The sequence below is a fragment of the Haemophilus haemolyticus genome (assembly GCF_003352385.1).
In the GTDB taxonomy this organism is placed as follows: Bacteria; Pseudomonadota; Gammaproteobacteria; order Enterobacterales; family Pasteurellaceae; genus Haemophilus; species Haemophilus haemolyticus_I.
This window is the reverse complement of sequence record NZ_CP031243.1, coordinates 313,360-334,868: the sequence shown is the minus strand read 5'-3', so window position 1 is coordinate 334,868 and position 21,509 is coordinate 313,360. Positions and strand designations below refer to the sequence as shown.

General features: G+C 38.0%; 19 protein-coding genes and 4 tRNA genes. 17 read left to right on the top strand and 6 right to left on the bottom strand.

The window, feature by feature from the left end:
- Window positions 1-4: 4 nt before the first annotated feature.
- From rbsC to DV428_RS01650, 7 genes are all read left to right on the top strand, one after another.
- Window positions 5-973 carry a ribose ABC transporter permease gene (gene rbsC / locus DV428_RS01680; RefSeq protein ID WP_162790810.1) on the top strand — a complete coding sequence of 323 codons (969 nt, stop codon included), beginning with the start codon at window positions 5-7 and terminating at the stop codon, window positions 971-973.
- A gap of 19 nt (window positions 974-992) precedes the next feature.
- Window positions 993-1,871: a ribose ABC transporter substrate-binding protein RbsB gene (rbsB, locus tag DV428_RS01675; protein WP_114908465.1), complete on the top strand. Its 879-nt coding sequence runs from the start codon at window positions 993-995 to the stop codon at window positions 1,869-1,871.
- 96 nt (window positions 1,872-1,967) lie between these two features.
- Window positions 1,968-2,888 carry a ribokinase gene (gene rbsK, locus DV428_RS01670; protein ID WP_114908464.1) on the top strand — a complete coding sequence of 307 codons (921 nt, stop codon included), beginning with the start codon at window positions 1,968-1,970 and terminating at the stop codon, window positions 2,886-2,888.
- Between the two features lie 27 nt (window positions 2,889-2,915).
- Window positions 2,916-3,914, top strand: coding sequence for a substrate-binding domain-containing protein (locus tag DV428_RS01665; RefSeq protein WP_114908463.1), 999 nt, complete (start codon window positions 2,916-2,918; stop codon window positions 3,912-3,914).
- Window positions 3,915-4,019: 105 nt separating this feature from the next.
- Entirely contained in the window at window positions 4,020-4,571 is a 552-nt protein-coding gene (locus tag DV428_RS01660; RefSeq protein ID WP_114908462.1) for a TIGR00645 family protein, read from the top strand.
- Window positions 4,572-4,715: 144 nt separating this feature from the next.
- The gene (locus DV428_RS01655) at window positions 4,716-4,997 is read left to right on the top strand and encodes a BrnT family toxin (RefSeq protein WP_005632698.1); all 282 of its coding nucleotides are present in this window, start codon (window positions 4,716-4,718) and stop codon (window positions 4,995-4,997) included.
- Complete coding sequence (locus DV428_RS01650; protein WP_005632699.1) at window positions 4,994-5,212, top strand: BrnA antitoxin family protein; 219 nt, start codon at window positions 4,994-4,996, stop codon at window positions 5,210-5,212. The genes DV428_RS01655 and DV428_RS01650 overlap by 4 nt, the downstream gene beginning before the upstream one ends.
- 38 nt (window positions 5,213-5,250) lie before the next feature.
- On the opposite strand, the gene DV428_RS01645 is transcribed toward DV428_RS01650, so the two are convergent.
- Window positions 5,251-6,453 carry an aromatic amino acid transporter gene (locus tag DV428_RS01645; RefSeq protein WP_114908461.1) on the bottom strand — a complete coding sequence of 401 codons (1,203 nt, stop codon included), beginning with the start codon at window positions 6,451-6,453 and terminating at the stop codon, window positions 5,251-5,253.
- Between the two features lie 185 nt (window positions 6,454-6,638).
- Between DV428_RS01645 and DV428_RS01640 the strand changes: the two genes are divergently transcribed.
- Both DV428_RS01640 and ygfZ read left to right on the top strand, forming a co-directional pair.
- Window positions 6,639-7,502 (top strand): YicC/YloC family endoribonuclease, encoded by an 864-nt coding sequence (locus DV428_RS01640; protein ID WP_114908460.1) that lies wholly within the window; start codon window positions 6,639-6,641, stop codon window positions 7,500-7,502.
- 9 nt (window positions 7,503-7,511) lie between these two features.
- Window positions 7,512-8,354: a CAF17-like 4Fe-4S cluster assembly/insertion protein YgfZ gene (gene ygfZ / locus DV428_RS01635; RefSeq protein ID WP_114908459.1), complete on the top strand. Its 843-nt coding sequence runs from the start codon at window positions 7,512-7,514 to the stop codon at window positions 8,352-8,354.
- Between the two features lie 30 nt (window positions 8,355-8,384).
- Here ygfZ and xerC read toward each other — a convergent pair whose 3' ends face one another.
- Both xerC and DV428_RS01625 read right to left on the bottom strand, forming a co-directional pair.
- Complete coding sequence (gene xerC, locus DV428_RS01630) at window positions 8,385-9,272, bottom strand: tyrosine recombinase XerC (protein WP_005644230.1); 888 nt, start codon at window positions 9,270-9,272, stop codon at window positions 8,385-8,387.
- Window positions 9,272-9,706: a GNAT family N-acetyltransferase gene (locus DV428_RS01625; RefSeq protein ID WP_005629228.1), complete on the bottom strand. Its 435-nt coding sequence runs from the start codon at window positions 9,704-9,706 to the stop codon at window positions 9,272-9,274. Before DV428_RS01625 ends, xerC begins: the two co-directional genes overlap by 1 nt.
- A gap of 165 nt (window positions 9,707-9,871) precedes the next feature.
- Between DV428_RS01625 and tpiA the strand changes: the two genes are divergently transcribed.
- Complete coding sequence (tpiA, locus tag DV428_RS01620; protein ID WP_114908458.1) at window positions 9,872-10,666, top strand: triose-phosphate isomerase; 795 nt, start codon at window positions 9,872-9,874, stop codon at window positions 10,664-10,666.
- Window positions 10,667-11,028: 362 nt separating this feature from the next.
- On the opposite strand, the gene DV428_RS01615 is transcribed toward tpiA, so the two are convergent.
- Window positions 11,029-14,181, bottom strand: coding sequence for a TonB-dependent hemoglobin/transferrin/lactoferrin family receptor (locus tag DV428_RS01615; protein WP_114908457.1), 3,153 nt, complete (start codon window positions 14,179-14,181; stop codon window positions 11,029-11,031).
- 303 nt (window positions 14,182-14,484) lie between these two features.
- Between DV428_RS01615 and DV428_RS01610 the strand changes: the two genes are divergently transcribed.
- Entirely contained in the window at window positions 14,485-16,230 is a 1,746-nt protein-coding gene (locus DV428_RS01610) for an ABC transporter ATP-binding protein/permease (RefSeq protein ID WP_114908456.1), read from the top strand.
- The gene (locus DV428_RS01605; protein ID WP_114908455.1) at window positions 16,223-17,881 is read left to right on the top strand and encodes an ABC transporter ATP-binding protein; all 1,659 of its coding nucleotides are present in this window, start codon (window positions 16,223-16,225) and stop codon (window positions 17,879-17,881) included. The genes DV428_RS01610 and DV428_RS01605 overlap by 8 nt, the downstream gene beginning before the upstream one ends.
- Before the next feature lie 390 nt (window positions 17,882-18,271).
- Here DV428_RS01605 and coaA read toward each other — a convergent pair whose 3' ends face one another.
- Entirely contained in the window at window positions 18,272-19,207 is a 936-nt protein-coding gene (gene coaA / locus DV428_RS01600) for a type I pantothenate kinase (RefSeq protein WP_114908454.1), read from the bottom strand.
- 214 nt (window positions 19,208-19,421) lie between these two features.
- Here coaA and DV428_RS01595 point away from each other — a divergent pair.
- The 5 genes from DV428_RS01595 (at window position 19,422) to tuf (ending at window position 21,095) form a co-directional block, all read left to right on the top strand.
- Window positions 19,422-19,497: transfer RNA gene (locus DV428_RS01595), tRNA-Thr, on the top strand.
- A 29-nt stretch (window positions 19,498-19,526) separates the two neighbouring features.
- Window positions 19,527-19,611, top strand: a tRNA-Tyr gene (locus tag DV428_RS01590).
- A gap of 42 nt (window positions 19,612-19,653) precedes the next feature.
- A tRNA-Gly gene (locus DV428_RS01585) sits at window positions 19,654-19,728 on the top strand.
- A gap of 3 nt (window positions 19,729-19,731) precedes the next feature.
- Window positions 19,732-19,807 (top strand) — tRNA-Thr (locus tag DV428_RS01580).
- A gap of 103 nt (window positions 19,808-19,910) precedes the next feature.
- On the top strand, window positions 19,911-21,095 hold the full coding sequence (gene tuf / locus DV428_RS01575; protein ID WP_005646706.1) for an elongation factor Tu: 1,185 nt from the start codon (window positions 19,911-19,913) through the stop codon (window positions 21,093-21,095).
- Window positions 21,096-21,221: 126 nt separating this feature from the next.
- Here tuf and DV428_RS01570 read toward each other — a convergent pair whose 3' ends face one another.
- A complete protein-coding gene (locus DV428_RS01570; RefSeq protein WP_005630525.1) occupies window positions 21,222-21,509 on the bottom strand; it encodes a DsrH/TusB family sulfur relay protein in 288 nt (95 codons plus the stop codon).

Below are 21,509 nucleotides of genomic sequence, written 5' to 3'. Positions count from 1 at the left end.
TATGATGAAAAATGAAACATCTAATTTTCAAATAGGAAGATTTTTGATTGAACAGCGTTCTTTTATTGCGTTGATTATTCTTATCGCGATTGTATCAATGATTAATCCTGATTTTTTTAGCGTAGATAATATTTTGAATATTTTACGCCAAACTTCGGTTAATGCGATTATTGCAGTGGGTATGACTTTCGTTATTTTAATTGCAGGTATAGATCTTTCTGTTGGATCTGTATTGGCATTGACTGGCGCTATTGCAGCCTCAATGGTAAGTATTGAATTGCCTATTTTTTTAGTAATTCCTGTGGTTTTATTGATTGGAACACTTCTTGGTGGCATAAGTGGTGTAATTGTGGCAAAAGGGAAAGTTCAAGCATTTATTGCTACCCTTGTTACGATGACATTATTACGTGGGGTGACAATGGTTTATACAGACGGTCGCCCTATTACGACAGGTTTTTCGGATAATGCTGATCTATTTGCTAGCATTGGTACAGGCTATGTTTTAGGTATCCCAGTACCAATTTGGATTATGAGTATCGTGTTTGCGGTTGCTTGGTATATTTTAAAACACACACCAATCGGTCGCTATATTTATGCTTTAGGTGGAAATGAGGCAGCGACCCAACTTTCTGGTATTAACGTCAATAAAATCAAAGTATTTGTTTTTGCGGTGAGTGGATTTCTTTCTACGCTGGCGGGTTTAATTGTAACTTCACGTTTATCTTCCGCTCAACCCACTGCTGGCGTATCTTATGAATTAGATGCAATTGCCGCCGTGGTAGTCGGTGGAACCAGTTTGATGGGGGGAAAAGGTCGTGTAATGGGAACTCTCATCGGTGCATTAATCATCGGATTTTTAAACAATGCATTAAATTTATTAGATATTTCATCTTACTATCAAATGATAGCAAAAGCGTTGGTTATTTTGGTTGCTGTTTTAGCCGATAACTATCTTGGTACAAAAAAACTGTAACTCACTTTAAGGAGAAACTATGAAAAAACTAACCGCACTTACTTCTGCTGTATTATTAGGTTTGGCTGTTTCTGGCTCTGCTTCTGCTCAAGACACAATTGCTTTGGCAGTATCTACATTAGATAACCCATTTTTTGTAACGTTAAAAGATGGCGCACAGAAAAAAGCGGATGAATTAGGTTATAAGTTAGTAGTGCTTGATTCACAAAATGACCCTGCTAAAGAACTTGCTAATGTCGAAGATTTAACTGTGCGTGGTGTAAAAATATTATTGATCAATCCGACTGATTCTGAAGCTGTTGGCAACGCAGTGGCGATTGCAAACCGTAATCATATTCCAGTTATTACATTAGATCGTGGTGCAGCTAAAGGAAAAGTAGTAAGCCATATCGCATCTGACAATATCGCAGGTGGTAAAATGGCAGGTGATTTTATCGCACAGAAATTAGGCGATAATGCCAAGGTGATTCAACTTGAAGGTATTGCGGGAACATCTGCAGCACGCGAACGAGGTGAAGGGTTTAAACAAGCCATCACTGCACATAAGTTTAATGTATTAGCTAGTCAGCCTGCGGACTTTGATCGTACAAAAGGTTTGAATGTAACGGAAAATTTGCTTGCCTCAAAAGGAGATGTACAGGCTATTTTTGCTCAAAATGATGAGATGGCATTAGGTGCATTACGGGCAATTAAAGCATCTAACAAAAAAGTCCTTGTTGTGGGATTTGATGGTACAGATGATGGTGTTAAAGCGGTGAAAGGTGGAAAAATGGCTGCAACTATTGCACAACAACCTGATCTTATTGGTTCATTGGGTGTTGTTACAGCTGATAAAATCTTAAAAGGCGAAAAAGTTGAAGCTAAAATTCCAGTAGATTTGAAAGTAATAAGTGAATAATCTATCTACTGAATAGCTCGTTATATCACATTATGGGGCAAATTATATTTGTCCCATTGTGTAGAAAGAAAAAATATAACAATACAGGATAAAATAATGAGAAAAACCCTCACGGTTCTCGGTAGTATCAATGCTGATCACGTTATTTCTGTGCCTTACTTTGCTAAACCCGGTGAAACGCTAACTGGTCAAAATTATCAAATTGCCTATGGTGGCAAAGGTGCCAATCAAGCAGTGGCGGCTGCTCGTTTAGGAGCAAAAGTAGCGTTCATTAGTTGCATTGGATCAGATAGCATTGGCAAAACAATGAAAAATGCGTTTGCGCAAGAAGGAATTGATACAACCTCTATTAATACCGTTTCACAGGAAATGACGGGAATAGCATTTATTCAAGTTGCCCAATCTGGTGAGAACAGTATTGTACTGGCTAGCGGTGCAAATGCACATTTGGGTGAAATGGTTGTTCGTCAAAGTGAGGCGCAAATTGCACAATCGGATTGCTTGTTAATGCAATTAGAAACTCCACTTTCTGGTGTGGAGCTGGCTGCTCAAATCGCTAAGAAAAATGGTGTTCAGGTTGTGCTAAATCCTGCTCCAGCGCAGATTTTATCGGACGAATTATTGAGTTTGATTGATATTATTACACCAAATGAAACAGAAGCTGAAATCCTGACGGGGGTAACGGTAACCAACGAGCAAAGTGCGGTGAAAGCTGCGAGTATTTTTCACGATAAAGGCATTGAAACCGTGATGATTACCCTTGGCGCGAAAGGCGTGTTTGTCAGTCGAAAAGGTAAAAGTCGCATCATTAAGGGCTTTTATGTGCAAGCAATAGATACTACCGCAGCTGGTGATACATTTAATGGCGGTTTTGTTACGGCTTTATTGGAAGAAAAATCCTTTGATGAAGCAATTCGTTTTGGTCAAGCTGCCGCTGCGATTAGTGTGACGAAAAAAGGGGCTCAATCCTCTATTCCAACGCGTCAAGAAACTTTAGATTTTCTTGAACACGCTTAAGGTGCGGTGAATTTTTAGGGGGGGGTTATGGCGACAATGAAAGATATTGCACGACTGGCGCAAGTTTCGACTTCCACAGTTTCGCATGTTATTAATGGATCGCGTTTTGTTAGCGATGAAATTCGTGAGAAAGTGATGAGAATTGTCGCTGAACTGAATTACACCCCCTCAGCTGTTGCACGAAGTCTTAAGGTGCGAGAAACCAAAACTATCGGGCTACTTGTCACCGCAACAAATAATCCATTCTTTGCGGAAGTGATGGCTGGCGTGGAGCAATATTGTCAGCAGCATCAATATAATCTTATTATTGCCACCACTGGTGGCGATGCCAAACGCCTACAACAAAATCTGCAAACCCTAATGCACAAACAAGTGGATGGTTTGCTTTTGATGTGTGGTGATAGCCGTTTTCAGGCTGATATAGAGTTAGCCATTTCGCTACCACTCGTTGTGATGGACTGGTGGTTTACTGAGTTAAATGCAGATAAAATACTCGAAAATTCAGCACTTGGTGGCTATTTGGCGACAAAAGCATTAATTGATGCAGGACATCGTAAAATTGCCATTATTACGGGAAATCTCAAAAAATCTGTCGCACAAAATCGTTTACAAGGTTACAAAAATGCGCTGTCGGAAGCAAAAATTGCGTTAAATCCTCATTGGATTGTCGAAAGTCATTTTGACTTTGAAGGCGGTGTCCTTGGTATACAATCTTTACTTACTCAATCTTCATGTCCAACAGCAGTTTTTTGTTGTAGTGATACCATTGCTGTTGGTGCATACCAAGCTATTCAGCAACAAGGCTTACGTATTCCGCAAGATCTTTCAATTATGGGCTATGATGACATTGAATTGGCTCGTTATCTCTCGCCTCCTCTCTCCACCATTTGCCAACCGAAAGCTGAACTTGGCAAACTCGCTGTAGAAACACTATTGCAACGAATTAAAAATCCTAATGAAAATTACCGCACTTTGGTTTTAGAACCAACTTGCGTGTTAAGAGAATCTGTTTACACTTTTAAATAAAATTAGAATAACTCGATTTCTTTATTGCTATTTTCAAAAAAACTGCTATTTTCTTGCGGTTTTTTTGTTTATTTAACCCACTATTTAATTTAGGAATAAAATCGAATGGAAGAAAACAAATCTGTTGATCCTTATGCGAAATATAATGAACAATCGAATATTATCGCGAAAATAATTTTTGCTAGTCGCTGGTTGCAAGTGCCAATTTATTTGGGTTTGATTGTAACACTAGCGATCTACTCTTATAAGTTTATTAAAGGCTTATGGGCATTAGTGATTAATGTCAATGATATGGATTCCAACACGATTATGTTGGGTGTGTTGAATTTGATTGATGTTGTGATGATCGCAAACTTGCTTGTAATGGTGACTATCGGAGGTTATGAAATTTTCGTATCCAAATTGCGTACACGTAATCACCCCGATCAGCCTGAATGGATGAGCCACGTAAATGCCACCGTGTTGAAAGTTAAACTTTCTATGTCTATTATCGGCATTTCATCTATCCATATGCTGCAAACTTTTGTGAATGCAAGCAATATGCCAGAAAAAACGATGATGTGGCAGTTATTGTTGCACTTGGGCTTTTTGGTGTCGGCAATTGCTTTGGCTTATACGGATAAAATTTTGTATAGCACAAGCCATAAAACGCATTAAAAATTTACCGCATTTTTTAAAGCACTAAAAATAAAAATCTTAGCGTTTTTTTGTTAATGTTTGGTAATGATAACTTATATGTCGTTTGTTTTTTCATCAAATTATAAATATAATATATTGACGTTTTAATATTGAATAATACTTATGCTAAATGGGTTTGAATGGGATCGTAATAAAGCAGAACTCAATAAAATTAAACATGGTATAAGCTTTGAAGAAGCGATGACAGTATTTTATGATGATTATGCATTGTTAATACCCGATCCAGAGCATTCTTTTTATGAAGAACGTTTTTTATTGTTAGGACGTAGTGAAAAAAATAATACACTTGTGGTTGTTCATTGTGAACGAGATGAGAATATTCGGATTATTTCAGCTCGCTTAGCAACTATTTATGAAAGCAAACAATATAAGGAGAATTTATGATGAAAGATGAATATGATTTTTCTCAGGGGATTCGTAACCCTTATGCGGGACAATTGAAAGCGAAAAAAGTGGTGACAATTCGTTTAGATGATGATGCGGTTGATTACTTTAAGGCATTATCTAAAGAGGTAGGTATTCCTTATCAAACTTTAATTAATGCCTATTTAAAAGATTGCGCAATAAATCATCGTAAACTGAATATGATTTGGCGTTAAAAAAGCACCGTTCAAAATTGAACGGTGTTTTTATATTATTAACCCACAACAAATGGCAGATAACCCGCACGAATCGCAAATGGAATGGATGTAATGATTACGCCTAATACCAATACGATAATTAAAGTCAGATTTCCTCCCCATACTTTGTATGGCAAATTGGTGTGAGCTCGACGAGCTTTCCAAACAAGGCTAACTGGCAATACTACGGCATAGAATGCAAACATTTGGCCTGCGTAGCCTAGCGCTAAAATAAAACCTTCAGGATAGAAAAGCGCAAAGACGAGAGGTGGAATGAACGCCATTAAGCCAAGGGATATTCGCCCTGCAGAAATATTAAAGGATCGTTTTAATAAATCTTCGATACATTCCAACAATCCAAGCCCTACGCCTAAGAAAGAAGTAACCAGCGCCAAAGTTGAGAATAATTTTACCGCACCTGCGATCATGTTACTGCCAGTGATAGCAAGCGTTGCTTTTACTAAGCCATTTAAGGTGGCATCTTCTTTTAAGATTTGTAAGAACTCATTTTGTGTGAGCAAGCCGTGCGTCGACATTTGCCACAAAATATAAGCGCAAAGGGTGATGGCTGAACCAGCCAAAATAGAGATGCGTAATGCTTTTACGTTGCCACCTAAGTATTTATTTAAACTTGGAATGGAACCGTGGAAACCAAATGCTGTGAAAAATACAGGGCTTGCAGAGATAATTAAAGCGTTATCAATTGGCGTCGCCATTAAGTTATCAAATTTGATTTCTGGCAACATTAAGCTTAACACTACCGCAAAGGCAGCAAGCATAACGAAAAATAACACACGATTAATTTTATCTACGCTATGTGTGCCGATGACAATAAATGAACCGAAAATCACGGTAAATAATAAGACGCTAACTTTATCGCCAAAACTTTCTGGTAATAAATCTTTTAGTAGTGAACCGCCACCGCTGACATAAGCGGCAATTAATGCGTATAAGAAAATAATTAGCACTGCCGTGGCAATAATGCGTCCTGTTTTACCAAAATATTGTTCAGCGAGTGTACCGATACCAGCATCACTTTCCGCAGTTTGATAGAGCTCAACGAATAAAAGTGCACTAAAAGTTAATAATGCCCAAAGCCCTAATAATAAGACTAAAGTAAAGCCGAATCCGATGCCAGCGGAAGTGAGTGGCATAGCCAACATCCCCGCGCCAATCATCGTACCAGCAACGAGAAGTGTGCTGCCTACAGTTTTGTTCATGTTTGTTTCCTTATGGTGTAATGTAAAATTTACGATAATTGTATTGTATAATTTACAGCATGTAAATAACAGAATACAAAATATCTTTATTATTTACCGCACTTTTCTTTTCCCTTTCTGTGTTCATCTCGTTACAATACTTCGTGAATCAACTAAGACAAAGCTAAGAGAAAATAGGAGAGCTTATGATTTACAGTATGACCGCCTTTGCACGCCTTGAAGTGAAAAAAGATTGGGGCGATGCGGTATGGGAAATTCGTTCCGTCAATCAACGTTATTTAGAAAACTTTTTCCGTTTGCCCGAGCAATTCCGCGGATTAGAAAATACGTTGCGTGAGAAACTTCGTCAAAGTCTTACTCGCGGTAAAATTGAATGTTCTTTGCGCATTGAAACAAAAAAACAAACAAATGGTGAATTGAATTTAAATAAAGAGCTTGCGAATCAAGTGATTCAATCTTTGCAATGGATTAAAGCTCAGGCTGGAGAAGGTGAAATTAATTTGACAGACGTGTTGCGTTACCCCGGTGTGGTGGAAGCTCAAGAGCAAGACTTAGATGCGATTAGTCAAGATTTATTGACAGCCTTTGATGATTTACTGACAGATTTTATTGCAATGCGTGGTCGTGAAGGCGAAAAACTGAACGATATTATTCAACAACGCTTGGATGCCATTGCTGTGGAAGCGGATAAAGTGCGGTCACAAATGCCAGCAGTTTTACAATGGCAGCGTGAACGTTTATTGCAACGTTTTGAAGATGCTCAAGTTAATCTTGATCCGCAACGTGTGGAACAAGAAATGATTTTACTGGCTCAACGCATTGATGTGGCAGAAGAACTCGATCGTTTACAAATGCACGTGAAAGAAACCACGAATATTTTGAAAAAAGGCGGCGCAGTTGGACGTAAATTAGATTTTATGATGCAAGAATTGAATCGCGAATCCAATACCCTTGCGTCTAAATCCATTAATGCGGATATCACGGCTTCTGCGGTTGAGCTAAAAGTGCTTATCGAACAAATGCGTGAGCAAATCCAGAATTTAGAATAGGAAAGCAGAATGTCTCAATTTATTTCTCTTACTCAATATCAACTGATTGAGGCACATGGTGCGGATGCAGAAAAATATTTGCAAGGGCAGTTAACCACTGATGTTGTGCGATTAGCAAGTGGCGCAACAACTCTTACAGCTCACTGCGATCCAAAAGGTAAAATGAATGCAATTTACCGTTTGTTTAAAGTAAGTAGTGAACAATTCTTTTTGCTGATTAAGAAAGATCTTTTGCCAAGCGGGCTAGATGCCTTGAAAAAATATGCGGTATTTTCAAAAGTGAGTTTTGATTTACGTGATTGGCAAATCATTGGCGTGATAGGTGAAAAATGTGGAAAAATTACACCGCACTTTTCATGGGAAATTGATGGGCAGCGTTCAATTTTATTAAATGAAACTGAATTATCTGTGAATTTTAATGGTGATGAAAAAATTTGGGATGTCGCAGATATTCAAGCAGGATTGCCAAATTTAAGCCCGCAAACGCAAAATGAATTTATCCCACAAGCCCTAAATTTACAGGCTATTGAGCAAGCAATTTCTTTTACCAAAGGTTGCTATATTGGACAAGAAACGGTAGCTCGTGCGAAATATCGTGGGGCGAATAAACGCGCAATGTTTATCTTTAAAGCACAAACCCAGCAGGAAGTGGAAATTGGCAGTGAAATCGAAATGCAACTGGAAACCAACTGGCGCAAAACAGGCACGATTACAAGTGCGGTCAATTTAGACGGTGTTTTATGGTTGCAAGTTGTGATGAATAACGACATTGATTCGGAACAACAATTTAGATTGCCGAATAGTGAAATATTGTTAGAGCGAGTGCAGTTGACTTATTCGATTACTGAATAATAACAATCCGCAGGTTTTACCTGCGGATTGTTATTTCTTACGTTTCGCTCTTGGATGAGCCTGATCGTACACTTCCGCCAGATGTTGAAAATTTAAGTGAGTATAAATTTGTGTGGTGGAAAGGTTGCTATGCCCAAGCAATTCTTGCACAGCACGTAAATCAGAACTGGCTTCCAACATATGCGTCGCAAAAGAATGACGCAGTTTGTGCGGATTAAGATGGCTATTTAAGCCTTGACGAATCCCCCAAGTTTCTAAACGTTTTTGAATGGCTCGGTGAGAAATGCGATTTCCAAGCTGGCTAACAAATAACGCCTCATCTTTTGGGTTAAATAATGCCCGCACTTTTAACCATTCTTGAATGGCATGCGAAGCATAACGCCCAAACGGCACCACACGCTCTTTGTTACCTTTCCCGATAACGCGTACTTCCCGCACACGAGTATTAATGCTGTTTAAATCTAAGCCTTGTAATTCCGATAAACGTAAACCTGAACTATACATTAATTCCAAAATCGCACGATCACGAATATCAATCGGCTCTTTGCTATCGTTGGCAAGCAATTGTTGAACTTGCTCGCCATCCATATTTTTCGGTAAATGTTTGCCTTGTTTCGGTGCAGAAATGCCTGTGGCGGGATTTACTTTCAATTCGCCTTGTTGCACCAAAAAACTAAGAAAACGACGCAATGCGGATAAACGTAAAGCCAAGCTTTTTTCTTTTAAGCCTTGTTTTTTGCTTTCCGCCAAAATAAAGCGCACCACGCTGGGTGTCACTTGTGCCCAAGCATGAATATCTTGTTGCGCTAAGATTTTGATGATGGCATCAAGTTGATGTTGATAATTGGTGAGCGTGTGAGGACTCATTTGGCGTTCAATCCGCAAATAATCCCAATAACGATTTAACGCGGTTAGCATTACAAACTCAATTCAAATAAACGTTCTTTCGGATTTAATTTAAACCCTTCCGATTCCAACATTGAATATTGATTTTGTGCTAATTCTGCCACTAAACGATTGGATTGCGTGAAATGCACAAAGTCTTTTGCTTTAGAAATCAACGCCGCATAAATTTCTGTTTGTTGTGCATGTTCCAACACAAAAATATCGGTGATTTGCCAATAGCGCTGTAGTTGTAAAGAAGAAAGGCGAGGGAAAAGCTGCACAAAGCCAATAGCCTTTTCGTTCTCATCCACTGCAATAAAAAACAGGCTTTCATTAAAACGCATACGATTAGTTAAAAAAGCCAAGGTGCGTTCTGGATTCTCTGCTTGTCCATAGGCTTGGCGATAGGCTTCAAAAAGAGGAAGAAGCACGTCAATATTCCATTGTTCAGCTTTGAAAAGTTTCATAATTGGTTATTTTTTATTGGTTCCATACAGGTAATTGTAGCTTTTTAGCACAAGATAATCATCTTTCTATGAGAATTTTTTTAATTTTATGATCTTCTGCAAAGAATCGTGGCGAAATTTTGGTATAGTAGGCGAGTTAATTTTATCAACTATGGAGAAACAAAAATGGCACGTCGTCCTTTAGTTATGGGTAACTGGAAATTAAACGGTTCCAAAGCGTTCACCAAAGAATTAATCGAGGGATTAAAAGCAGAATTACATGATGTAACAGGTTGTGATGTGGCAATTGCCCCACCAGTGATGTACTTAGATGTGGCTGAAGCTGCGCTTTCTACTTGCTGCTGTTGCTGCAATGGCGGAAAAAATGTAATTCAATTAGGCGCACAAAACGTAGATGTGAACGTAAAAGGCGCATTTACAGGTGATATTTCAACTGAAATGTTAAAAGATTTCGGTGCAAAATATATCATTATTGGCCATTCTGAACGCCGCACTTACCACAAAGAAAGCGACGAATTCGTAGCGAAAAAATTTGGTGCATTAAAAGAAGCGGGTTTAGTGCCCGTATTATGTATCGGTGAAACTGAAGCTGAAAACGAAGCGGGCAAAACAGAAGAAGTGTGCGCACGTCAAATTGATGCAGTCATCAATACATTAGGCGTAGAAGCATTCAACGGTGCAGTGATCGCATACGAACCAATCTGGGCGATCGGTACGGGTAAATCTGCGACTCCTGCACAAGCACAAGCAGTTCATGCATTTATCCGCGGTCACATCGCTGCGAAATCTCAAGCCGTGGCAGACCAAGTAATTATCCAATACGGCGGCTCTGTAAATGATGCAAATGCCGCTGAATTATTTACTCAGCCAGACATCGATGGTGCATTAGTAGGTGGCGCATCATTAAAAGCCCCAGCATTTGCAGTAATTGTAAAAGCAGCGGCAGCAGCGAAAAATTAATTTTTAGTGAATTAAAAGTGCGGTACAAATCAGCCGCGCCTAAAAATCTAGATTATTAACTTAAGGACTGACGAGCATATTGTATTAGACTCAGTCCTTTTAATTTCAGTTGAATTCATCGACAATTCCCCCCACCAAATAATCCCTTACTACATCAACTATCTTCTCTCTACGATTAAATAGCCAGCCATAAAACATCCCGTTTTTAATGGTTCAAAGAAACTTTCCATTGCTTCATTAGCGAATATTTTTATAGCTATACTGTCTGGCTATAATAAAATCTGCACCTCAATTATTGGTAATTTAGTCCAACTTTTGAGGTGCAGATTATTTTCTCCGCACTTTTGTGCTTTTAGATACAATTAGAATTCAAATTGAACTGACATTCTATAGTTTCTGCCTGGGGCATAGAAACGATTGATACCTAATCCCGTATCTTGATTAATCATATTACTTGTACCAAATGGTCTAATTGATCTAGCTGAATCCCAAGTAATGTATTTTCTATTAGTTAAGTTATACACACCAGCTCTTAAAGTAAGATTTTTAATTGGCTTGATATATCCTAACAAATCAATGGTTGTATAAGATTCACTTCTCCATTTGATTGTAGTTTCTTTTTTACCTTCTTCTTTATAGAACATATTATAAGTATCTTCTGCATTTTTAGCTGATGCATGAGAAACATAAAGATCAACACCATATTTATCATCAGGGTGAACATAACTTACTCCATAAACAGCTGTTCTAGGCTGAATTGCATTCATTGGTATATTGCCATTTATTCTGCCTTTTTGATAGGTGTATTTATAGCTTAAACTGAAACCATTGAATAATTTAGTAATATTTCCTAAGGATATTTGTGAAGCAATTTCAAAACCAGTTACTTTAGCATTTGGTCTATTTACATTTTGATAAAAATAAAATGGTATTAGTTTTGAGTGCCCATGAACCTCACGACTCCCTTGATAGGATAAATCAATAAAGTTTTGATATCGAGTATCGAAAACAGAAGTTGTAATATATCCCATGTCATTATGCACAGTTAAAGATAACTCTTTGGTTTTTGCTGTTTCTGGTTGAAGATCTCTATTTGGTCGAATAGAAAAATCTGGATGTTTAAATGTAAAGTAGATTTCATCACTTGTTGGTGCTCTGAATCCCTTACTATATTTTGCCTGTAAACGTAACCAATTTAACGGATCAAGCGTTGTACCAAAAGAGTAGGAACTTGCAGAAAATTTTTTCGGTTGTGCAATTTCTTTAATATTTGCTGCAGCATTGGCTTCTTTTTTTAATAATTCATCAGGATCTGAATCTGCTTGACTTGCATTAAATTCTGGTGTGGTGATATAAAGATTTGTCACCATATCATCAGGGATTTTTGGTGTTTTTCCAGGAATATATTCTGGTTCATATTTCACTCGATCATAACGATAACCTAAATTAAAAGCGATATAGTTATTCACACGGAAATCATTAATAAAATATAACGCGCCTGTTTTCGTTTTTACTGGAATTAGGAAAGAGAACACATTGACATTATTACATAATGTACTCGTCCGTTCTGGATTTAACGTTGGTTTAGCACCTGTTGTAGAAGGAGCTAAAAAGATATCACAATTATGTGGATATTGAGCCCACCATTTTACATTTAGAGGGGCATCTCCAGCTAGATTGGTCATTGATTTTTTCATTTCAGACCACAGACCACCATAAGACAAATCGTGCTGTGTTTTACCTAATTCTAGATGTTTTGTTAAGTCAAGGTTAATTTGTTTGGTTTCACTTGTTAAGTCACGTTGCGACCAAAGATTCGCCTGATAACCCATTTTATTTGGCATAAATAGGTATGGACCAGATAGCTGATCATTAGCTTTAACTTCTGTTTTGGCATATTTTTTGCCATTTTTTTCAATTACCTCAAAAGGAATATCTACAGTAGTTCCATCTTTGTTAAAGCCTTGTATTTTTCTTTCATTACAATTTAAGGCATCACAACTAAAAAGATAACTGACGTTAGTTGGTAGTGTTTGCTCATCTGAGATGACATTTTTCTCTGTTTCATTAAGTAAGTCATAACTTTTACCATTAATTGTGAACTTTTTACTTGCTGGAGTATTTGTCCCGACCCTTGTTAAGGTGGCTCGGCAAGTTTCTGCAACACCAATAGTTGGTTTTGGACCATACCATCTACTATAATCTGAATCACAGCTATTATAATAAGGTTTTAAATAATATCCTGCAGGCAAATTGTTCCAATCTACTCGTTTCCATTTTTGTAAGTTGTTTTCATTACCATCATACGGTCTAACAGGAAGATCAATTTCAACATCTGAACCAGGTAAGTTAAGTTCTGGCTTATCATGATAAGTGACTGGTATTCCATCTTTCCCAATAAGTTTATTTTCATCGTTATATTTCATTCCAAGCGGATTGCCTGCTAATGCACATTTTTCATTCCCATCGCAATAATCGTCTGTTCTTGCGCTTGTAGTAATTTTTTGGTGAGAATAGGTGATTTTTAACGTATCCCAAAATGGTGTTTCAGTAAAATTCTCATAAACAAAAGCGATATTTTTACGTTCTACTTTATCGTTAGTATGACGTAATTCTTCTTCATCATATGTCATGTACTGTGTATTTGGTTTTAGAGTATAAGAAAAGTCATGACCTTTAGAAGTTTGTTTATATAAATCTGCAATAATTGAGAAACGGTGATTTTCTGTTGGTTGAAAAGCAACTTTTAAAAGAGCACTATCTTGGGTTCTTCTATAAGGATCTGCTTTTTCTCTCGTTTTTCCTTGAATTTTATCGTTATAATTTTTATAACCATAGTTTTCTAATTCATGACCTTTACGTGATGTAATTACAGCAATTGCGTCAAAATACTTATAACGCCCAGCAAGAGTGAGCGTTTGAAGATTTTGGTTATCTGCTGTGTTATAGCCTCTTTTATAGGAAGCGTAGTAATTTTTGTTAAGTAAATAATCTCTTGCATCTTTTGTATCAAAACTAACAGAACCACCTAATGCGCCACTACCTGATTTTAAAGAATCAGCCCCTTTTCGAATTGTAACTTGTTTTAGCGTCTCTATTTCTGCGCTATTACGCGTATTATTAAAATTTCCATATCCTTCAAATAATTCTTTAAACCCTTGTGAAGAGATAGTTTCCGCTTGATGAAGTCCATCTATTTGAACTGCTACACGGTTTTCTTCCACTCCTCGAACTGCAAAGCCACTATTTCCAAAACGTCCTGCTTCTACGACAGTAATTCCTGTTTCATAACGCACGAGATCTTTAACATCTTGCGCTTGTTCTTTTTCTAATTTTTTCGCTGTTTTTACAGTTTCGGCAATTTTTGGCGGTGTTTTAGTATCACTATGTTCGGTAGAACCAGATACATTAATTTCCTCAAGTTGCTGTTGAGTTGGTTCATCAGCATAAGCAACACTTGCCGTTAGCCCAAGCATAACGGAATACGCAAGCAGATTTAATCTAAAATTGGTCATGTTTAACTCCATGGAATGATAAATAATAATAATTCTCAAATATATTATAAGAAAACGTATTCTCTCACAATCAGAAAATTTTGTTTTTGATCAAAATCAAACAATAAAAATTATTCTCATTATGCTCTATATTTAAATGCGCTTGTTCTCTATAATGCAAGCCATCGATTGTTCATGTTAGTTGTAGGGTGGGCTTCAGCCCACCAACAAACAATCGTGAGATATTTTGGTGGGCTGAAGCCCACCCTACATTAAGTATGCATAATTCTATGCGTGCTTCTTTTTATTTTAGGAGCAATCATTATGATGATAGATAAACGCCTAATTAACACGGTGGCTGACAGCAAAAAATGGATTGGTGTCACGGTGTTGTGGAATTGGGTGGCATTAGTTGGCGGGATTATTAGTGCCGTCGTGTTTTCTTATATTTTACAGACCGCTTATTTTAAAGAGTTGACGATGTCAAGTGCGGTGGGTTTAGGTGTGATTTTAATTGCGGCATTGGCATTGCGTGCTTTTGCGGGTAAAAAATCAGTGCAGGCGTCTTATTTTGCTAGCACAAAAGTGAAGCATGAATTGCGTAGCCTTATTTATCGTAAATTGGCTTCTATGCCGCTTAACCAAGTGAACCAGCAATCCACTTCAAGCATTATCCAAGTGGCATCAGAAGGTGTAGAACAGCTTGAAATCTACTTTGGGCGTTATTTGCCGCAGCTTTTTTATAGCTTGCTTGCACCGCTTACACTCTTTGCTTTCCTGATCTTTTTCAGCTTTAAAACAGCCATTATTTTATTAATTTGCGTGCCGCTTATCCCTATGTCGATTATTGCGGTGAATAAGATTGCGAAAAAACTCTTAGCAAAATATTGGTCCATTTATGTGGGATTAGGCAGCAGCTTTTTAGATAACTTACAGGGTTTAATTACGCTAAAAATCTATCAAGATGATGCTTATAAAGCGAAAGCGATGGATAAAGAGGCTGAGCATTTCCGCAAAATCACCATGAAAGTGCTTACCATGCAGCTTAACTCGGTTTCTCTTATGGATTTACTCGCTTACGGCGGCGCGGCAATTGGGATTTTAACCGCATTATTACAATTCCAAGATACGCAACTCAGCGTGTTAGGCGTGATTTTATTTATCCTACTTTCCTCCGAGTTTTTTATTCCTCTTCGTTTGCTCGGTTCATTCTTCCATGTGGCGATGAATGGTAAAGCGGCTTCAGATAAGATTTTCACATTACTTGATACACCAGTGGAAACCCAACAAAGTGCGGTAGATTTTGAAGCCAAAAATAACGTTCAAGTGGAAATTAAAGATCTACATTTTGCGTATTCTGTAGAAAAACCGGCAATTCAAGGTTTAACTTTAACGATTCAACCAAACCAACTTTCTGTATTTGTGGGTAAAAGTGGTTGTGGTAAATCAACCTTAGTTTCGTTATTGATGGGCTTTAATAAAGCGCAACAAGGTGAGATTTTGTTTAATGGACAAAACGCCTCAGAAATTGACCGCACTTCTTTCTATCAAAAAGTATCGTTGGTGAGCCATAGCAGCTACGTGTTTAAAGGCTCGCTGCGTGAAAATATGACGATGGCGAAAATTGATGCTACAGACGAGCAAATTTATGCCTGTTTAGAACAAGTGAATCTTGCCCATTTTGTACGCGAAAATGGCGGATTAGATATGCAACTATTAAGTCGTGGCGCGAATTTATCGGGCGGTCAGATTCAACGTTTAGCTTTAGCGCGTGCTTTATTACACAATGCCGAGCTTTATATTTTTGATGAAGCGACCAGTAATATTGATGTGGAAAGCGAAGAAATTATTTTGCAATTCATTCAGCAATTTAAACAACAAAAAACCATTGTGATGATTTCTCACCGCTTGGCAAATGCGGTAAATGCGGACTGTATTAACGTACTTGACCAAGGCAAATTGATTGAGCAAGGCACACACGAAAGCTTAATGGCAAAACAAGGTGCGTATGCTGAAATGTTCCAACAACAAAAAGATTTAGAACAAATTAGAGAGGTGGCAAATGCGTAAAAATGGTTTTGTTGTAATGGGGCATTTGTTGAAATTAGTGACCCCACTCGCACATATTATGGCGTTTACCATTACTATGGGAACGCTTGGTTTCCTGGCTGCCATCTTTATTATGGTGCTGGGTGCGATGGGGTTAGTGAATCTTTTAAACTTTGATACCCATTTAAGTTTCTCCGGAATTTTGACCGCACTTATCGTATTGGCGGTGGCTCGTGGCGCGTTGCGTTATTTAGAGCAAATGTCTGGGCACTATATTGCTTTTAAATTATTGGCATTATTGCGTGACAAAGTGTTTTCTTCTTTGCGTCGCCTAGCTTTTGTGAAGTTGCAAGATAAACAAGCTGGGCAACTAGTGTCATTGGTGACTAACGATATCGAATTACTCGAAGTGTTTTATGCGCACACCATTGCACCAATTATGATTGCGTTCTTTACCTCTGCGATTTTATTGTTGGTCTTTGCTCATCTTTCAGGCTGGTTTGTGGTTGTGGCATTAGCTGCTTATTTAACGGTAGGTGTGATTTTACCCATTATCACCACCAAATTGGCGCGTGAAGATGGCAGACGCTATCGTGAATTAGTAGGCGAAATGAATGACTTCTTCCTCGACAGTGTGCGTGGTATGAAAGAAATTCAACTTTTCGGCTATGCGAAACAACGTTTAGAAGAAATCCAACAACGCAGCCAAAAAATCGATACGGCTTTTGAGCGCATTAAAGACCAAGAAGCAAAAGTGCGTGTTTATACTGAAGTGGCCGTATCTGTTTTCAACATTATTATGCTGTTTACTGGCTTAATTTTATTTAGCTTAGATAAAATTGATTTCTCAGCCTTTTTAATCGGTGTGATTTTATTAATGTCGAGCTACGGGCCAGTTATCGCCTTAAGTAACCTTTCAAGCAACTTGTTACAAACCTTGGCTTCAGGTGAGCGAGTATTAAGTTTATTAGCGGAAGAGCCAGAATTAAAAGACGTAGAAAGTGCGGTGGATTTAAAAGAGGTTTCTCGCATTGATGTGGAGAACGTAAACTTCGCTTACGGCAAAGAACAAATTTTATCGGATGTCAGCTTATCTGTGAAAAAAGGTGAAATCTTAGGGATTCATGGCAGAAGCGGAAGCGGTAAAAGTACCTTGTTGAAATTGCTGATGCGTTTTTACGATCCAAAATCAGGCAGCATTAAAATTAACAGCGAAACTTTACCGAATATCAACACTCGTAGTTTGCGTGACAATATGGCGTACATTACTCAGCAAACCTATATTTTCAACGAAACCATTGAGGAAAATATTCGCCTTGCGCGCCGTGATGCAACGTTAGAAGAAATTATGGAAGCGGCGAAGAAAGCCTCAATTCATGATTTCATTTTAAGCTTGCCACAAGGTTATCAAACAAAAATGACGGAATTGGGTGGCAATCTCTCTGACGGTGAAAAACAACGTATCGGTATTGCACGAGCATTCTTGCATAATGCGCCGATTATTTTACTCGATGAGCCAACCAGCAATTTGGATAGCTTAAACGAAGCAATGATTTTGAAATCATTACTCGATGTAAAAGCTGAAAAATTGATTATTCTCGTCAGCCATCGCCAATCCACTATGGCTATTTGTGATCAGGTAATTGGTATAGAAAACGGCAGAATGTCCTAAACTAAGACAACAAAAAATCGCACTGTTAAAGGTGCGATTTTTTTGTTAGAAGAGGCTGATATTTTAAATAGCTGAATATTGCTATTGATATTAACTTTTTGGGGAATTATGTTTGAACTATTGTTAGGTAACAAAAAAGAACAAAACATAAATCCCGTGGGAACATTTTACATTTAGTCTAAAATAGCTAGCTTATCGTCGAATCCTTGCAGAATCAAAGTATGTCTAAGAAAGAAACTATCTGGATAATGCAGCAATGGTACGTTTCCTTGGACAATAAAAATATAGGCAGGAATTTAACTAATATTAAAAGGACCGTCTTCAACACAATTATGGTCATCCGTCCTTTAGTAAATAGCGTAGACTTTTTGTTTTTACCGCACTTTTGCGCTATTTTCTCAATTTAACTAACTCTACCTGATGATTTTCACCTTTTTTTAGAATTAAATTTGCTCGCTCACGGGTTGGAAGAATGTTTTGATTGAGATTTAACCCGTTAATTTCATCCCAAATTTTACTTGCCGTCGCAATTGCTTCTTCTTTTGATAAACTTGCGTAATGTTTAAAGTAAGAATTAGGATCATTAAATGCACTTTCTCGGAATTTTAAAAAGCGTTTGATGTACCATTCTTTCAGTAATTTTTCTTCTGCATCAACATAAATAGAGAAATCAACAAAATCCGACACAAAGGTTTGATTGGTTTTGTTATTGCCTGTTTGAAGAACATTTAATCCTTCTAAAATGAGAATATCAGGTTTATCTACCACATCAAATGCATCGGGAATAATATCGTATGTTAAATGAGAGTAGATTGGTGCTGTAACATTGCTTTTACCTGATTTAACATCTGCTAAAAAGCGAATGAGTTTAGGTGTGTCATAAGAAACAGGAAAACCTTTCTTTTGTAAAAGATTATCTTGTTTAAGCTTGTCTAATGGATAAAGAAATCCATCTGTTGTGATGAGATCAACTTTTCTTTCAGTTGGCCAATGAGAAAGTAGCGATTGTAGAATACGTGCTGAAGTGCTTTTCCCAACAGCAACACTGCCAGCAATACTAATTATGTAAGGTGTTTTGGCATTATTTCTGCCTAAAAAACGATGTAGTACCCTTTGGCGATGTAAATTTTCATCAATGTAATAGTTAATAAGACGAGTTAACGGTAGGTAAATCGTACTTACTTCATCTAATGAAAGGTCTTCATTAAAACCCAAAAGTGGTTTGAGATCCTGTTCTGTCAATTTTAATGGAACGGATTTACGTAGTTCTGCCCACTGTTGGCGATTAAAATTTAAAAAAGGTGTTTGTTGAGTTGAAAATTCCACAATAATTTTATTTGATAGCTAAATAAACGAGGAAAAATATACTCTATAACCGGCATGTTCGCATTTATTTTTCAGTAAATTTAATAAGATTTGGTTAAAAATTCACATTTTTGCTTGTGATTTAAACGAACGTGCAAAAAAAATAATTTTTTTAGAAAAAAAACTTGTCACGAAAAGTTTTTTACATATAATACGCCTCACTTGCTTACGACACGCCGACTTAGCTCAGTAGGTAGAGCAACTGACTTGTAATCAGTAGGTCATCAGTTCGATTCCGATAGTCGGCACCATTCTTTCGTATCAAGTATTCATTTAGCGTGGAGGGGTTCCCGAGCGGCCAAAGGGGGCAGACTGTAAATCTGTTGGCTCAGCCTTCGAAGGTTCGAATCCTTCTCCCTCCACCATCTTTTAGATGGATCCTGATGGGACAGACGAATTTAGGACTTGCGGGCATCGTATAATGGCTATTACCTTAGCCTTCCAAGCTAATGATGCGGGTTCGATTCCCGCTGCCCGCTCCAAACGCTGATATAGCTCAGTTGGTAGAGCGCACCCTTGGTAAGGGTGAGGTCGGCGGTTCAAATCCGCCTATCAGCACCAGCCTTACAATTCTCTTCCTTTCATAAAACAGCAAACAAATTTATTGGTTAATGTGGTTTAATTTACCCATCGATAACCGTGTCTATTTAGAGGGACTATTTCAATGTCTAAAGAAAAATTTGAACGTACAAAACCGCACGTAAACGTGGGTACAATCGGCCACGTTGACCACGGTAAAACAACTTTAACAGCAGCAATCACAACCGTATTATCTAAACACTACGGTGGTGCAGCTCGCGCATTTGACCAAATCGATAACGCGCCAGAAGAAAAAGCGCGTGGTATCACCATCAACACTTCACACGTTGAATACGATACAGCAACTCGTCACTACGCACACGTTGACTGTCCAGGACACGCCGACTATGTTAAAAACATGATTACTGGTGCGGCACAAATGGATGGTGCTATCTTAGTAGTAGCAGCAACTGATGGTCCTATGCCACAAACTCGTGAGCACATCTTATTAGGTCGCCAAGTAGGTGTTCCATACATCATCGTATTCTTAAACAAATGCGACATGGTAGATGACGAAGAGTTATTAGAATTAGTAGAAATGGAAGTTCGTGAACTTCTTTCTCAATATGACTTCCCAGGTGACGATACACCAATCGTACGTGGTTCTGCATTACAAGCATTAAACGGCGTAGCAGAATGGGAAGAAAAAATCCTTGAGTTAGCAAACCACTTAGATACTTACATCCCAGAGCCAGAGCGTGCGATTGACCAGCCGTTCCTTCTTCCAATCGAAGACGTGTTCTCAATCTCAGGTCGTGGTACAGTAGTAACTGGTCGTGTAGAGCGTGGTATCATTCGTACTGGTGATGAAGTAGAAATCGTAGGTATCAAAGATACAGCGAAAACTACTGTAACGGGTGTTGAAATGTTCCGTAAATTACTTGACGAAGGTCGTGCAGGCGAAAACATCGGTGCATTATTACGTGGTACAAAACGTGAAGAAATCGAACGTGGTCAAGTATTAGCGAAACCAGGTTCAATCACGCCACACACTGACTTCGAATCAGAAGTGTACGTATTATCAAAAGAAGAAGGTGGTCGTCATACTCCATTCTTTAAAGGTTACCGTCCACAATTCTATTTCCGTACAACTGACGTAACTGGTACTATTGAATTACCAGAAGGCGTGGAAATGGTAATGCCAGGCGATAACATCAAGATGACAGTAAGCTTAATCCACCCAATCGCGATGGACCAAGGTTTACGTTTCGCAATCCGTGAAGGTGGCCGTACAGTAGGTGCTGGTGTTGTAGCGAAAATCATCAAATAATTGATGTATTCTTGAATGTCTTACAGGCAGAAAGAAGACAAAAGAAAAGTGCGGGGAAAATTCTCCGCACTTTTTGTTTATTCTATATCTCATACTTCGCTTGAGTATTTACTAAATGATTTGATTTTATAGTGATAGCTGAGGTGAATAATTTTCAGTGATTCCAACAAGTTCTTCTATTGAAATTAGTTTTATCTTGCTGCTTTGAGGTAAAAGTGCGGTGAGATTTCTTGCTAAAATATCTTGTTTCAATATCATGCAATTCCCTTTACATTTTGCAAAATAATCAGGATATTTTACCGCCAATAGCACACCGTCTTGCCATAATACTACAGCATCTTTTTCTGTAATATATGAAAAATAGTCATCTAGTTCAGTTTTTGGATAATCTGATTGAGAAAATGTATAAAGCAT

What these genes read in the sequence shown, in the direction of transcription:
- rbsC (WP_162790810.1), top strand. Translation starts at nt 5, where the DNA reads ATGAAAAATGAAACATCTAATTTTCAAATAGGAAGATTTTTGATTGAA.
- rbsB (WP_114908465.1), top strand. Translation starts at nt 993, where the DNA reads ATGAAAAAACTAACCGCACTTACTTCTGCTGTATTATTAGGTTTGGCT.
- rbsK (WP_114908464.1), top strand. Translation starts at nt 1,968, where the DNA reads ATGAGAAAAACCCTCACGGTTCTCGGTAGTATCAATGCTGATCACGTT.
- DV428_RS01665 (WP_114908463.1), top strand. Translation starts at nt 2,916, where the DNA reads ATGGCGACAATGAAAGATATTGCACGACTGGCGCAAGTTTCGACTTCC.
- DV428_RS01660 (WP_114908462.1), top strand. Translation starts at nt 4,020, where the DNA reads ATGGAAGAAAACAAATCTGTTGATCCTTATGCGAAATATAATGAACAA.
- DV428_RS01655 (WP_005632698.1), top strand. Translation starts at nt 4,716, where the DNA reads ATGCTAAATGGGTTTGAATGGGATCGTAATAAAGCAGAACTCAATAAA.
- DV428_RS01650 (WP_005632699.1), top strand. Translation starts at nt 4,994, where the DNA reads ATGATGAAAGATGAATATGATTTTTCTCAGGGGATTCGTAACCCTTAT.
- DV428_RS01645 (WP_114908461.1), bottom strand. Translation starts at nt 6,453, where the DNA reads ATGAACAAAACTGTAGGCAGCACACTTCTCGTTGCTGGTACGATGATT.
- DV428_RS01640 (WP_114908460.1), top strand. Translation starts at nt 6,639, where the DNA reads ATGATTTACAGTATGACCGCCTTTGCACGCCTTGAAGTGAAAAAAGAT.
- ygfZ (WP_114908459.1), top strand. Translation starts at nt 7,512, where the DNA reads ATGTCTCAATTTATTTCTCTTACTCAATATCAACTGATTGAGGCACAT.
- xerC (WP_005644230.1), bottom strand. Translation starts at nt 9,272, where the DNA reads ATGCTAACCGCGTTAAATCGTTATTGGGATTATTTGCGGATTGAACGC.
- DV428_RS01625 (WP_005629228.1), bottom strand. Translation starts at nt 9,706, where the DNA reads ATGAAACTTTTCAAAGCTGAACAATGGAATATTGACGTGCTTCTTCCT.
- tpiA (WP_114908458.1), top strand. Translation starts at nt 9,872, where the DNA reads ATGGCACGTCGTCCTTTAGTTATGGGTAACTGGAAATTAAACGGTTCC.
- DV428_RS01615 (WP_114908457.1), bottom strand. Translation starts at nt 14,181, where the DNA reads ATGACCAATTTTAGATTAAATCTGCTTGCGTATTCCGTTATGCTTGGG.
- DV428_RS01610 (WP_114908456.1), top strand. Translation starts at nt 14,485, where the DNA reads ATGATGATAGATAAACGCCTAATTAACACGGTGGCTGACAGCAAAAAA.
- DV428_RS01605 (WP_114908455.1), top strand. Translation starts at nt 16,223, where the DNA reads ATGCGTAAAAATGGTTTTGTTGTAATGGGGCATTTGTTGAAATTAGTG.
- tuf (WP_005646706.1), top strand. Translation starts at nt 19,911, where the DNA reads ATGTCTAAAGAAAAATTTGAACGTACAAAACCGCACGTAAACGTGGGT.
- DV428_RS01570 (WP_005630525.1), bottom strand. Translation starts at nt 21,509, where the DNA reads ATGCTTTATACATTTTCTCAATCAGATTATCCAAAAACTGAACTAGAT.